Raw genomic sequence first — 13,350 nt, 5'->3', positions numbered from 1 at the left:
CGCAGGTGCCGCAGCCGGGGGTCACAGGCCGAGATAGATGCGCCGGACCTGGGGGTCGTCGCGGAGCTCGGCCGAGGTGCCGGTGGCGGCGATCTCGCCGTTCTCCATCACCAGACAGCTCGTGGTGACGTCGAAGGTGAGCTTGGCGTTCTGCTCGACGAGCAGGATGGCCAGGCCGTCGGCGTTGAGCCGCTTGAGCACGGCGGCGATCTCGGCGACGAGGATCGGCGACAGCCCCATCGAGGGCTCGTCCAGCAGCATCACCTTCGGGCGGCACATCAGCGCCCGCCCGACGGCCAGCATCTGCTGCTGGCCCCCGGACAGGGCCCCCGCCAGCCGGTGGCGCATCTCCCGCAGCACCGGGAAGACCTCGTACACCTCCTCGACGGGCGCGCGCTTCCAGCTCTGCGTGTAGGCCCCGAGCAGGAGGTTCTTCTCGACGCTCAGCCCGGGGAAGACGTGCCGTCCCTCGGGCACGTAGCCGATGCCGTGCCGCACCAGGGTGTGCGCGGGCGCCCGCAGCAGGTCGTGCCCGCCGAAGCGGATCGCGCCGGCCTGCCGGGGCGCGAGGCCCATGACGGCCTTGAGCGTGGAGGTCTTCCCCGCGCCGTTGGCGCCGATGATCCCCAGGGACTGGCCGGGTTCGACGGTGAAGGAGACGTCGTGGGCGGCCCGCACGCCGCCGTAGTGGACGGAGAGGTTCTCGACGGTGAGCGTGCTCAACGGGTGGCCTCCTCGGCGGTGGGAGCGGTCATCGAGTCGCCGAGGTAGGCGGCCACGACGTCGGGGTGCACGGCGACCTCGGCCGGCGGGCCGTCGGCGATGACGCGGCCGCCCGACAGCACGGTGACCTGCTCGCACAGCGACATGACCAGGCCCATGTTGTGCTCGATGATCACGACGGTCACGCCGGAGTCCCTGATGGAGCGGACGATCTCGCCGAGCCGGCGCACCTCCTCACCGTTCATTCCGGCGGCGGGCTCGTCCAGCAGGAGCAGGCTCGGCCGCATGGCCATGGCGCGGGCCAGCTCGATGCGCCGCTGGATCCCGTACGGCAACGAGCGCGGCTCGGCGTCGGCGACCTCGGCCAGCCCGAACCGCTCGATGAGCTCCCCGGCCCGCTCGCGCAGCTCCCGCTCGTAGCCCAGCACCTTCCAGGGCAGGCTCGGGTAGCGCCAGATCCAGGTGGTGCGGGTGCGGTCCAGCGCCAGCAGCAGGTTCTCGCGCACGCTGAGGTCCTCGAACAGGCGCAGGTTCTGGAAGGTCCTGGCCACGCCGCGGTGCGACAGCCGGTACGGCGCCGCCCCGGTCACCTCGCGCCCGTGCAGCCGCACCGATCCCTGGGTGGGCGTGTAGAAGCCGCTGACGACGTTGAACAGCGTGGTCTTGCCCGAGCCGTTGGGCCCCACGATGCCGCGGATCTGCCCGGCGGGCACGGTGAGCGACACCCCGTCGAGCGCGACCAGGCCCTTGAAGCGCTTGGTCACCTCCCGGACCTCCAGCACGTCGCCGTCCGGAGCGTCGGGCGCGGCGGCCTCGTACGGCTGGAAGGGGCCGAGCTGGGCCCGCGAGCCGTCGCGGCGGCGCCGCAGGAGCTGGCGGGGCAGCCCGGCCAGGCCCTTGGGCGCGAACACCACCACGAGCACCACCACGAGGCCGTAGCCGAGCTGGGCGTAGGCGGAGGCGTCCAGCAGCGCCTCCCTGACCAGGGAGAGCGCGACGGCGCCGACGACGCAGCCCAGGATGCTGCTCCGGCCGCCGATGATCACCATGGCGAGCAGGAGGAACATGTTCGCGATGTTGAAGGACTCGGGTGCGACGAAGCGGATGAGCCCGGCGTACAGGACGCCCGCGACGCCGCCGTACAGGCCGGACAGCACGAAGGCGGTCATGCGCAGCAGCGGGATCTCCGCCCCCAGCGCGCCCGCCGCGAGGTCGTCGTCGCGCATGGCGCGCAGCCTGCGGCCCAGCGGCGAGTGGGTGACCAGCAGGGCGAAGGCCAGGACGAGCGCGAAGACGATCAGCTCGACGTAGTAGAAGAGGTAGCCGCTGGACAGGTCGACGCCGAACATCGGCGGCACCGGCAGGTCGCTGAGGCCCTCGGCGCGGCCCGCGACGGTGGCGTTGGTGACCCAGTTGGTGAAGGCCAGGGCCAGGCCGAGCGTCACGATGCCCAGGTAGTGCGACTGCATGCGCAGCGCGGGCACCCCCACGAGCGCGCCGAAGACCACGGCGGCCACCACCGCGAGGACCGCGGCGGTCCAGAAGCCGAAGCCGGCCTGCGTGGTGAGGATGGCCAGGGTGTAGGCGCCGACGCCGAAGAAGGCGACCTGGGCCAGGTTGATCTGGCCGGCCACGCCCATGGTCAGGCCGAGGCCGACGGCCAGGATCGCGAAGATGATCGCCACGTCGGCGACGTGCATCGAGTAGCCGCCCAGGCCGTAGGGGAGCAGCCAGGCGGCCACGGCGACGGGGACGAGCCAGGCCAGACGTCTCATGCGCGGTTCACCGTGGCCTCTCCGAAGATGCCGGTCGGGCGGATCATGACCACGACGGCGAACACCAGGAACGTCACCAGCTCCGAGTACTCCTGGAAGTTGCCCGCGGCGAACGCGTCGAGCAGCCCGAAGGCCAGCCCGCCGACGATCGCGCCCGGCATGCTGCCGAAGCCGCCCAGCATGGCGGCCGCGAACCCCTTGATGCCCAGGGTGCCGCCCATGGTCGGGTTGACGTACAGCATGGGCCCGACCAGGCTGCCCGCCAGCGCCGCCAGGCCCGCGCCGATGGCGAAGGCCATGGCGTTGCTGCGCCCGACGTGGATGCCGACCGCGGTGGCGGCCTGGTGGTCCATGGCGGCCGCCTGCATGGCCGCGCCGCGCTTGGTGCGCTGCAGGAACAGCGCCAGCAGCCCGGTCGCCGCCGCCGCGACCGCGATCACGAGCACGTTGTACGTGGGGATGCGGACGCCGGCCAGGTCGATCGGCTCGGTGGCGACGGGGGAGGGCACGGCGTGGCCGGTGGCCCCCCAGACGAGGACCGCCCCCGCCTCCAGGACGGCGCCGAAGCCGATCGTGCCGATCAGCATCAGCGTGAAGTCCTTGTTCTCCAGGGGGCGCAGGAAGCGCTCGATCACCAGGCCGATCAGGCCGGTGACGGCGATGGCCACGACGATCGCGACGGCGAAGGGGAGCCGGCTGGCCAGGTAGAACGTGGAGGCGGCGTACGCGCCGATCATGACGACGCTGCCGTGGGCGAAGTTGACCAGCCCCATGGTGCGGTAGACGATCGAGAACCCCATCGCCACCAGCGCGTACACCGCTCCGAACGTGACCCCGCCGATCAGGGTCTGAAGGAATACCTGCACGTCAGCTCGCGGCCTCGGGCACGACCTTGCCGTCCTTGACCAGGCCGATCTTGGTGGTGTGGATGCCGACGCCGTTGGCGTCGTAGTCGTAGTCGCCCAGCAGCCCGGCGCGCTTGACGCCGCGGATGGCGTCGGCCAGCTTCTGCCCGCCCTCGCCGTTGGTCTGCTTGAGCGCCTCGATGAGGATCGACGCGCCGTCGTACGCCTTGGCGACGTGCATGCGGGCCTCCTCGTTGTAGGCGGCCTTGTACTTGGCGGCGAACTCCTTGATGGCGTCGCTGGCGTCGTTGCTCAGGTAGGGCGAGCTGACGATCGAGCCCTCGGCGTTCTTCAGCCCGGCCGTGGTGGCGTACACGTCGGTGCCCATTGGGGCGCCGCCGGCGAAGACGGCCTTGAGCCCCAGCTCGCGGGCCTGCTTGGCGATCAGCCCCGACTGGACCTCCTCGGCGCCGATGAACAGCACCTCCGGGTCCTTCTCGCGGATCTTGGCGAGGTTGGCGTTGAAGTCCTTCTGGTCTGGGGTGACGACCTCGTCGGCCAGCGGGGTGACGTTCCTGGTCTTGAGGGCGTTGAGGAAGGCGTCGTGCTCGCCGCTGCCGTAGGCGCCGTTGTTGCTGATCAGCGCGATCTTCTTCTGCGCCTTCTCGTCGACCAGGTACTTGGCGAGCGTCTCGTCGAAGGTGACGCTGGTCGGCGCGTTGAGGAAGAGGAACGGGCTCTTCAGCTCGGCGAGCTTGGGCGACTGGCCCGAGGTGATGTTCGGGATCTTGGCGTCCTTGAGGATGGGCGCCATGGCCAGGGTGACCGCGCTCTCGGCGGTGCCGAGCATGGCGATGTAGCCCTCGCCGGCGATCTTCCTGGCCACGTTGGTGCCGACGGTCGGGTCGCCCTGGCTGTCGAACAGGTCGAGCTGGATCTGCCGGCCGTTGACGCCGCCGGCCTTGTTGGCCTCGTCGACGGCCAGCTTCACGCCCTTGTGCTCCCACTGGCCGAGCGAGCTGAGCTGCCCGCTCTGGGCGTTGACGTTCGCGATCTTGATGGGTCCGGTGGCGCCGGCGCCTGACTGGTTCGACTGTCCGGGCGGAGCGCAGGCGGCGAGCAGGATGAACGCGGCCGCGACGATCGGAAATCTCACGATTCACCTCTGGGGGTAGGTGAGAGAGCTAATTCACGGACTAGTACGTTCGTTATAGCGCCGCACGGAAGCGGAGGAAATATCGAACGCGCAACGGTTTCAGTCGGAGAACATCCCCTGATAGATGTCCTTGATGTTCCAGTGGCCGGGTGTCGGCACCGGTTCGTTCACCATCGGGACGTCGATGAGCGCGGGACGCCGGTTCGCGACGGCCGCGCGCAGGGCCGCGCCGAACTCGGCGGGCGTGGTGACGGTGTGCCCGTCGGCGCCGCACGCGACGGCGAGCGCGGCGAAGTCCGGGCTGTAGGGCCGCCCGGCCGGATCGGTGAAGTCGCAGCCGTGGCTGCGGCCGAAGTGGACCGCCTGCAGGTCCGAGATGGTCCCGTGCGACCTGTTGTTCATCACCACGAAGATCACGGGGGCGCCCTGCTCGACCGCGAGCGGCACGGCGGGCAGCTGGGCGCTCATGCCGCCGTCGCCGATGAGCGCGACCACCGTCCGCTCCGGCCGGGCCAGCTGCACGCCCACGGCCGCGGCCGGGCCGAACCCCATGGTGGAGGCGCCGCCCGGGGTGATGAACCGCCCCTGCGGCGGCAGCTCGTAGCACTGGGCGACGCCGTTCTTGTTCCAGCCCACGTCGGTGACCAGCACCGCGTCGGCGGGGATCGCCTCGCGCAGGTCCGCCAGGATGCGCTCGGGACGCAGCGGGAAGTCCTCGCTCCTGCCGCGTTCCCTGCTCCCGGTGAACAGCCCCGACCTGGCCTGGCGGATCCTCTCCCGCAGCTCCGGCCGTTCGGCCTGGGGGTGGGACTTGGCGGCGTCGGCGAGCGCCTTGACCGCGAGCCCCACGTCGGCGACCGCGCCGATCGCCACCGGGTAGTTGCGGCCGAGCTCGGCCGGGTCGATGTCGATCTGGATGAGCGTGCTTTCGCGGGAGAAGTCCCAGGTGAAGCGGGGATCCCAGGAGCTGGCGTCGGTCTCGGCGAAGCGGGTGGCCAGCGCGAGCACGACGTCGGCCTCCCTGGCGTACGCGTTCGTCAGCTCCAGCCCCCAGAAGCCGGTCATGCCCAGCACGAGCGGGTGGGCGTCGGGGACGGTGCCCTTGGCCATGAGCGAGTGCGCGATGGGGATGTCCAGGTGCTCGGCCAGCGCAAGGAGCACATCGGCGTCCTCGCGCAGGCCGCCGCCGACGTAGATGAGCGGACGGTCGGCCGCCGCCAGCGTCGCGGCGATCAGCTCGGCCGTGGCCTCGGGCAGGTCGGGCGCCGCCGCGTGGCTGATCGGCGGATACGGCTCCGCGGGCCGGGAGAAGACGTCCATCGGCACGTTGACGAGCGTGGCCCCCGGGCGTCCCGACCGCGCCGTCCAGAAGGCCCGTTCCACGGCCCGGCCCAGGTCCTGGGCGCGGTGCACGTTCCAGGCCCGCTTGACGAAGGGCCGGAAGACCGACGCCTGATCGCCGTCGGCGTGCAGGTTGATCTCCTGATGCGGGTGGCGGCCCCGGTAGTAGGAGGGGATGTCGCCCGAGATCACGACCAGGGGCACCGAGTCGAGCGCGGCGGTCATGACGCCGGTGGCGGCGTTGGTCAGGCCGGGCCCGACGTGGACCAGCAGCACGCCTGGCTTCCCGCCGGCCCTGGCGTAGCCGTCGGCGGCGTGCGCGGCGGCCTGCTCGTGGCGGGCGATGACGAAGCGGATGGGGCTGTCGGCCAGCGCGTCGAGCACCGCGATGTTGGTGTGCCCGCAGGTGCCGAAGACGTACTCGACGCCGAGCTCCTCCAGCTGCGCGACGAGCGCGTGGGCTGCCGTGGTCATTGGTCTCCCCAGATGGTCAGCCCCTTGAGCATGAGGGTCTTGGTCACGGTGAAGTCCTCGATCATCCAGCGGGGCGACTCGCGGCCGATGCCGGAGTCCTTCACGCCGCCGAACGGGACGTGGTCGAGGCGGAAGTTGGAGGAGCCGTTGACGATCAGGCCGCCGACCTCCAGCTCGCGCCAGGCGGTGACGACGCGGCGCACGTCGTGGGTGAAGATCCCGGCCTGCAGCCCGTACGTGCTGCGGTTGCACTCCTCGATCACCTCGTCGAAGCCGTCGTACGGGAGCACGGCCACCAGCGCGCCGAACACCTCCTCCCTGACGACCCGCGCGTCGCGGGGCGGCGCGACCACGACGGTGGGCGCCATCACCGCCCCGTCGCGGCTGCCGCCCGCGGTGATCCGGGCGCCCGCCCCGGCGGCCTCGGCGCTCCAGCGGACCACGCGCTCGGCCGCGGCGTCGTCCACCATCGAGCCCACGTCGGTCGCCGGGTCGAGGGGATCGCCCACGGCCAGGGCCTTCACCTCGCCCGTCAGGGCGTCGGCGAAGTCCTCGAAGCGGGAGCGGTGGACGTAGACGCGCTGCACCGAGATGCAGCTCTGGCCGGAGTTGCTGTAGCCGGTCCGGGCGCAGACCCGGGCCGCCTCGGCCAGGTCGGCGTCCTCGCACACGATGGTCGCGGCGTTGCCGCCGAGCTCGAGCAGCACCCGCTTCGGCCCGGCGGCATGGGCGACGGCGTGCCCGGCCGTGACGCCGCCGGTGAAGCTCACCACGGCGATCTCCGGCGCCGCGCACAGCCGCGCGCCCACCTCGCCGCCGCCGTGCAGGACCTGCACGGCCTCGACCGGCATGCCGGCGTCGAGCAGCAGCTCGACCAGGGCCGTGGAGACGGCCGGGGCCTGCGGCGGCGGCTTGACGATGGTGGTGTTGCCGGCGGCGAAGGAGGCGGCGAGCTTGTGGGCCAGCAGGTTCGCGGGCGCGTTGAACGGCGTGATCGCCAGCACCGGGCCCGCGGGGGCGCGCTGGGTGAGCGCGGTGTTGCCGACCCCGCGCGCCCAGCCCGCCACGGGCAGCACCTCGCCGCCGATCCGCCTGGCCTCCGCCGCCGCGACGGACAGGGTGTCGGCCACCCGCAGCACCTCGCCGCGCCCGTCCTTGAGAGGTTTGCCCAGTTCGAGCGCCAGGAGCCGGGCGAACTCCTCGCCGCGCTGGCCGCCGCGATCAGTGAGCGCGGCGGCGGCGCGCTCCAGGATGTCCGCCCGGGTGGCCGGTGCCAGCCGCGCGATCGTTCTGGCCGCGCGCCGGGCGTAGCCGAGGGCTGTGGTGACGTCGTCGGCCTGCGCCGTTCTGGCCCGGCTGACGACCTGGCGGACGTACGGGCCGACGCGCTCGGCCCGCGGTCCTTCGGTGAGCCACTGGCCGGCGACCAGGCAGCCGGACTCGTGGATTGCGTTCATGGCGGCTCCATGGATCCGCTAAGCGGTTCTCATGAACCGCACTGTGGATTGCCTCACCGTATGAGGGCAGTGCGGGTTCTGGCAAGACCCTGATCCGTATAGCGGATCAAATGGACCATCAAGCGGACCGGATGGTAGCCTGTGGACCGCATGAGAAGGTGGGCAGCAGGTTCACCTTCTACCCACAAGCGAGGATCCGTGCCTTCGAACCTTCCCGCAGAGTCCGGTGAGAGCGGCGGCGTGCGCAGCGTCCAGCGGGCGTTCGACATCCTGTCGCTGCTCACCGAGGACCGGCGGACGCTGACCATCCGCGAGGTCGTCGAGGAGACCGGGCTGGCCAAGACGACGGCGCTGCGGCTGCTGCAGACCCTGGAGCACATGGGGCTGCTGTGGAGCACGCCGAAGGGCTACGCGGCCGGCCCCGCCCTGTGGCGGTGGGCGCACCTGGCCCGCACGGCGTGGGAGCTGCCGCCGGAGACCGTCCAGCTCATGCGCGAGCTCGGCGCGCGGCAGAGGGAGACCGTCAACCTGTACGTGCTGCGCGACGTTCACCGCGTCTGCATCGCCCAGCAGGAGAGCCCGCAGCCGCTGCGCCACGTCGTGCGGGTCGGCGACGAGCTGCCGCTGTGGGCGGGGGCCTCCTCGAAGATCCTGCTCAAGGACGCCCCCGAGCGGCTGCTGTCCCGGGTCGCCCGCTCCTCCCCGTACGGCGAGTCCCACACGGCCACCCTGCGGGAGTGGATCGACCAGGCGGCGCGCGACGGCTACGCGGTCAGCCACGGAGAGCGCGAGCCCGGCCTGTCGGCGGTCGCCGTGCCCGTGACGAGCGGCTCGGGGGCTACCGTGGCGGCGCTGACGCTCAGCGGCCCCACGGTGCGCTTCGGCGACGACCGCGTCGCGGAGTTCGCCGCGGACCTGCGGGAGGTGGCCAAGCGCATGTCCGAACGCGGCTTCGACCACCCCCTCGCCTGAGCGCCGTCAGTAGACGACGATCTTGCCGGTGTTCTGCGGGAAGATCGCGTCGTTGTAGAAATACTCGCCCGCGGTGTCGAACGTGTGGGTGAAGGACTGGCCGGGCATCAGCACGCCGCTGTCGAACTCGTACTCGAAGAACGACACGGCGGCGTGCGCGAGCTGGTTGTCGGCCGGGTTGACGAAGGTGACCGTCGTGCCCTTCGGCACCCGCAGGTGCTGGGGTGACATGGCGTTCTGGGCGACGGTGTTCTCGGTCGCGCCGGGCCGCTGGTTGGCCGCGTCCCAGATCCGGCCGAGCGTGACGGTGGTGCCGGCCACGGCCCCAGTAACGGCCGGTGCCCTGATGTCGTTGCGCTTTTTCGGAGGTGTGGGCGTGGCCGCCGGGGCGACCTTGCCGCCCAGCTTGAACGCCCACAGGTGGTCGCCGCGCGGGATGTCCGGATACGGCAGCCCGTTGCCGCCGGCCAGGACCGCGACGTACTGCTCGCCGTCGATCTCGTAGCTGATCGGGCTGCTGTGCACGCCGGCGCCGCACTGGAAGCTCCACAGGATCCGGCCGTCGGTGTCGTCCATGGCGTGCAGCAGCCCGTCGGGCCCGCCCTGGAACATCACCCGGCCGCCGGTGGTCAGGATGCCGTTGCCGTGCGCCAGCGACCACTCGCGGTCGAGGGTCCACACCGGCTTGTTGGTGCGCGGGTCCACGGCCGCGATGCCGCCCGCGAAGTACTCGCCCAGCGGCCGCGAGGTGTTGACCCGGCCGTCGTGGGTGTTGGAGAAGCCGGAGTTGATCAGCCCGTACCCGACGTAGATCCAGCCCGTGTGCGGGTTGTACGACAGGTGCGCCCAGTCCGCGCCGCCGCCCGCGCCGGGGAAGATGATCGTGGCCCGGTCCCAGTGCGGCGTGTAGAGGCCGCCCCAGGCGTAGAACGGCACCGGCCTGGTCGCCTTGCCGAACTCCGGCGCCTGCGTGAGGAACGGCTCGCCACCGGGGAAGGGCTGCGTCGGCGCGGTCTTCTGCCGGGGGTCCTGCGGCACGGGGCGCTCCTCCATGCCGTGCAGCGGCTCGCCGCTCTCCCGGTCGAGGACGTAGAACATGCCGACCTTGCTGCCGTAGACGACGGCCCTGCGCGACCTGCCCTTGACCTTGATGTCCACCAGCACCGGCGCCATCACGTTGTCCAGGTCCCAGATGTCGTGGTGCACCGACTGGAAGTGCCACCTGCGCTTGCCGGTCTTGGCCTCGATGGCCACGATCGAGTTGGCGAACAGGTTGTCGCCGCCCCGGCCGGAGCCGTCCAGGCGCGGGTAGGAGCCGCCGAACGTCCAGTAGACCAGGCCCAGCTCCGGGTCGACGGCCGGGTGGATCCACGGCACCGCGCCGCCGGTCTTCCAGGACTCGCCCTCCCAGGTGTCATTGCCGAACTGGCCCTCGCCGGGGCACGCCCAGAAGGTCCAGGCGACCTCGCCGGTGGCGGCCTTCAGCGCGTACGCCCGGCCGCGCGCGCCGCCGGTGCTGCCCTGCATGCCGACGTAGATCAGGCCGTCGTGGTAGACGACGGCGCCGGCCAGGGTGCCGGTCAGGCCGCCGCACTGGCCGTTCTGCGGGTCGCAGCCGCCGGTGTCGCCGCCGCCCTCATCATCGGTGATCAGCCGGCGCTGCCACACGACCTGGCCGGTGTCCTTGGCCAGCGCGTACACGATGTTGGCGCCCGAGGTGGAGAAGACCAGGCCCTCGCCGAGGGCGACGCCGCGCATGTTGGTCTGCCTGGTGCCGAGGTTGGTCTTCCACTTGATGGCGCCGGTCCGGCCGTCCACGGCGAAGACGTTCTGCTGGGTGGTCTGCACGTACAGGACGCCGTTCTCGACGACGCAGGTGCTCTGCTGGTGCGCCGCGGTGCTGCCGCCCTCGAGGTTGACGTGCCAGGCGCCGCCCAGGCGGCTCAGGTTCCGGGCGGTGATCTGCCTGAGCGGGGAGTGGTTGTGGTTGCCCAGGTTGCCGCAGACCTTGGGGAAGTCCTTGCCGGCGACGCCGAGGGAGGCCGGCTGCCGCTCCGTGCTCGCCTGGGCGGGCTCGGCAGTGGCCCCGGCGGTGGCCCCGGCGGTGGTCAGCGCCGCGGCCGCGCCGATGAGGAAGTTTCGTCGTTCCACTGGCACCACACACCTTCAGCGGTCCGCTACATGGACCTATCGATCCATATGACGGACGCACCATAAGCCTGGGCCGATCGTGAAGGCAAGAGCTTGTCCTTGTGCCGGGCCGTGGTTACGCTCGAACCTCTCAGTGGACCATCCGATCCGCCTAGTGGATCGAGGCGCGAGGTGCCCATGCGTACCAGACTGTCGATCGCCGCCCTCACCGGTGCGGCGGCACTCCTGCTCACCGCCACCGCTCCCGGCTCCGCCGCCTCACGCGAGGGGGCGCAGAACCTCGGCGACCCCGACTACGGCGTCTGCCGCGGCACCGACCCGCGCTGCTACCACGACTGGGGCAACTTCGACCCCGCCAAGGGCTACCGGCTGCTCGTCTACAGCCGCACCGCCGGCCCCCGCCACGCCCACCTCGGCACCCCGCTCGGCCCCGGGCTCAACCCGCCGCTCAACGACGACAACGTCGCGATCAAGGCCGTGCTCGAGCTGGGCCAGGACAACGGCTTCGCCGTCGACTACACCGAGGACGTCACCCAGCTGTCCTCGGCGGGGCGGCTGCTGCCGTACAACGCGGTGATGTTCCTCAGCACCACCCGGGACACCCTCGACGACGCCGCGCAGACCGCGCTGCGGCAGTACATCCGGGCCGGGGGCGGGTTCGTCGGCGTGCACAACGCCTTCGGCACCGAGTACAACTGGCCCTGGTACGAAGGGCTGCTCGGCAACGCCAACTTCTACGACCACGCCGCCAACCAGCCCGGCACCGTCGTCACCGCCGACCGGCGCGACGCCTCCACCCAGGGGCTGCCGCAGCGCTGGGCCTTCACCGACGAGTGGTACAACCTCGTGCCGTTCCCCACGCGCGTCCGCGTCCTGGCCAGGGTGGACGAGAGCACGCTGGCCCGCGGCGTGCGCGGTAACCTCGGCCATCCCGGGCACGGCGGTGACCACCCGGTCAGCTGGTGCCAGTACTACGACGGCGGCAAGGCCTGGCCCACCACCCTCGGCCACGACGCCAAGGCGTGGACCGACGAGCCGCTGGACGGCGACCAGTACTTCGTCCAGCACCTGCTCGGCGGCGTGAAGTCCGTCCTGGGCATGGCGCCCTTCTGCCGCTGAGCGGGTGCCGGCGGGTCACCAGGTGACGGGGAGCTCGTAGACGCCGTAGACCTGGCCGTCGTGCTTGAAGGGGATCTGGTCCAGCTCCGCCGCCAGGCGCAGGGACGGGATGCGCCGATAGAGCGTGCTGTAGGCCACCTGCAGCTCCATCCGCGCCAGCGGCTGGCCCAGGCACTGGTGGACGCCGAAGCCGAAGGCCACGTGGCGGCGGGCGTCGCGGCGGATGTCCAGCTCGTCGGGGTCAGGGAAGATCGCGGGGTCGCGGTTGGCGATGTCGTTGGCCATGATCATCCCCTCGCCCGTGCGGATGACCTGGCCGGCGATCTCGATGTCCTCCTTCGCGACCCGGCGGCGCCCGCTGTGGGTGATGTTGAGGTAGCGCAGCAGCTCCTCCACCGCACTGGCGACCAGCCGCGGGTCGTCGTTGTGGCGCAGGAGGGCGAGCTGGCCCGGGTGCCGCAGGAGGGCGAGCGTGCCGAGGGCGATCATGTTGGCGGTGGTCTCGTGCCCGGCGATCAGCAGCAGCACGCCCATCCGGGCGGCCTCCTGCCGGGCCAGCTCGCCGGCCTTGACCCGCTCGGCCAGCTTCGACAGCAGATCGTCCGCCGGGCCGGCGAGCTTCTCGCCCATCAGGGAGTCCAGGTACTCGAACAGCCTCGCACCGGCGGCGGCCCGCTCCTCGGGCGTCGCGCTGCGCCTGATGACGGTCTTGCTGTTCTCCTGGAAGAAGTCGTGGTCGGCGTACGGCACGCCGAGCAACTGGCAGATCACCAGCGAGGGCACCGGCAGGGCGAACGCCTCCACCAGGTCCACCGGCTTCGGGCCGGCCAGCAGGTCGTCGATCAGGTCGTCCGCGATCTTCTGCACGGCCGGGCGCATGGACTCCGTCCGCCTCACGGTGAACTGGGCCTGCACCATCCGCCGCAGCCGGGCGTGCTCGGGGTCGTCCATCATGATGAAGCTGATCGAGCCGCCGGCGCCCATGCGGGGCGCCTGGATCGGATAGCCGGGACGGGTGACGTCGGCGCTGACCCTGGGGTCGGCCAGCAGCGCCCGTTGCTCGGCGTACGTGGTCACCAGCCACGGGGTGCTGCCGTCCCACAGCCTGACCCTGGCCAGCGGCCCCTCCTCCTGCAGGGTGCGCAGGGTCGGCGGCGGGTCGAACGGGCAGCCCGCCGCTCTGGCCATGGGAAACTCGTGGATCTCGGTCATCGCCGGCTTCCTTCGCGTGAGGTGGTCCGGCCGCCGGTCGGTGTGACAGGTGCTGTCCACAGTCCGACGGTCGCGTCGATCAGCCCGGTCGCCGTGCCGTGCCAGCCGGCACGGGGCGTGGGCAT

The 13,350-nt window shown here is 71.6% G+C and carries 10 protein-coding genes; 2 read left to right on the top strand and 8 right to left on the bottom strand.

The window, feature by feature from the left end; translation table 11 throughout:
• Positions 1–21 precede the first annotated feature (21 nt).
• From ACFKCF_RS25385 to ACFKCF_RS25360, 6 genes are all read right to left on the bottom strand, one after another.
• Positions 22–723 carry an ABC transporter ATP-binding protein gene (locus ACFKCF_RS25385; protein ID WP_394497285.1) on the bottom strand — a complete coding sequence of 234 codons (702 nt, stop codon included), beginning with the start codon at positions 721–723 and terminating at the stop codon, positions 22–24.
• Positions 720–2,498 carry an ATP-binding cassette domain-containing protein gene (locus ACFKCF_RS25380; protein ID WP_394497283.1) on the bottom strand — a complete coding sequence of 593 codons (1,779 nt, stop codon included), beginning with the start codon at positions 2,496–2,498 and terminating at the stop codon, positions 720–722. Before ACFKCF_RS25380 ends, ACFKCF_RS25385 begins: the two co-directional genes overlap by 4 nt.
• Entirely contained in the window at positions 2,495–3,364 is an 870-nt protein-coding gene (locus ACFKCF_RS25375; protein WP_394497281.1) for a branched-chain amino acid ABC transporter permease, read from the bottom strand. The genes ACFKCF_RS25380 and ACFKCF_RS25375 overlap by 4 nt, the downstream gene beginning before the upstream one ends.
• A gap of 1 nt (position 3,365) precedes the next feature.
• Entirely contained in the window at positions 3,366–4,499 is a 1,134-nt protein-coding gene (locus ACFKCF_RS25370) for an ABC transporter substrate-binding protein (RefSeq protein ID WP_394497279.1), read from the bottom strand.
• A 99-nt stretch (positions 4,500–4,598) separates the two neighbouring features.
• Positions 4,599–6,314 (bottom strand): thiamine pyrophosphate-binding protein, encoded by a 1,716-nt coding sequence (locus tag ACFKCF_RS25365; protein WP_394497278.1) that lies wholly within the window; start codon positions 6,312–6,314, stop codon positions 4,599–4,601.
• Entirely contained in the window at positions 6,311–7,771 is a 1,461-nt protein-coding gene (locus ACFKCF_RS25360; RefSeq protein ID WP_394497276.1) for an aldehyde dehydrogenase family protein, read from the bottom strand. Before ACFKCF_RS25360 ends, ACFKCF_RS25365 begins: the two co-directional genes overlap by 4 nt.
• Before the next feature lie 198 nt (positions 7,772–7,969).
• Here ACFKCF_RS25360 and ACFKCF_RS25355 point away from each other — a divergent pair, with 198 nt between their 5' ends.
• Positions 7,970–8,743 carry an IclR family transcriptional regulator gene (locus ACFKCF_RS25355; protein WP_394497275.1) on the top strand — a complete coding sequence of 258 codons (774 nt, stop codon included), beginning with the start codon at positions 7,970–7,972 and terminating at the stop codon, positions 8,741–8,743.
• 6 nt (positions 8,744–8,749) lie between these two features.
• On the opposite strand, the gene ACFKCF_RS25350 is transcribed toward ACFKCF_RS25355, so the two are convergent.
• Complete coding sequence (locus ACFKCF_RS25350) at positions 8,750–10,894, bottom strand: PQQ-binding-like beta-propeller repeat protein (RefSeq protein WP_394497273.1); 2,145 nt, start codon at positions 10,892–10,894, stop codon at positions 8,750–8,752.
• A gap of 177 nt (positions 10,895–11,071) precedes the next feature.
• Between ACFKCF_RS25350 and ACFKCF_RS25345 the strand changes: the two genes are divergently transcribed.
• Positions 11,072–12,013, top strand: a complete 942-nt coding sequence (locus tag ACFKCF_RS25345) for a ThuA domain-containing protein (RefSeq protein WP_394497272.1) — start codon at positions 11,072–11,074, stop codon at positions 12,011–12,013.
• A 15-nt stretch (positions 12,014–12,028) separates the two neighbouring features.
• Here the strand turns inward: ACFKCF_RS25345 and ACFKCF_RS25340 are convergent, their stop codons facing one another.
• The gene (locus ACFKCF_RS25340; protein ID WP_394497270.1) at positions 12,029–13,225 is read right to left on the bottom strand and encodes a cytochrome P450; all 1,197 of its coding nucleotides are present in this window, start codon (positions 13,223–13,225) and stop codon (positions 12,029–12,031) included.
• Positions 13,226–13,350 lie beyond the last annotated feature (125 nt).

This window comes from Nonomuraea sp. JJY05 (genome assembly GCF_043496855.1).
GTDB lineage: Bacteria > Actinomycetota > Actinomycetes > Streptosporangiales > Streptosporangiaceae > Nonomuraea.
Note: the sequence above shows the minus strand (reverse complement) of the source record. Positions and strands in the feature narration are given on the sequence as shown.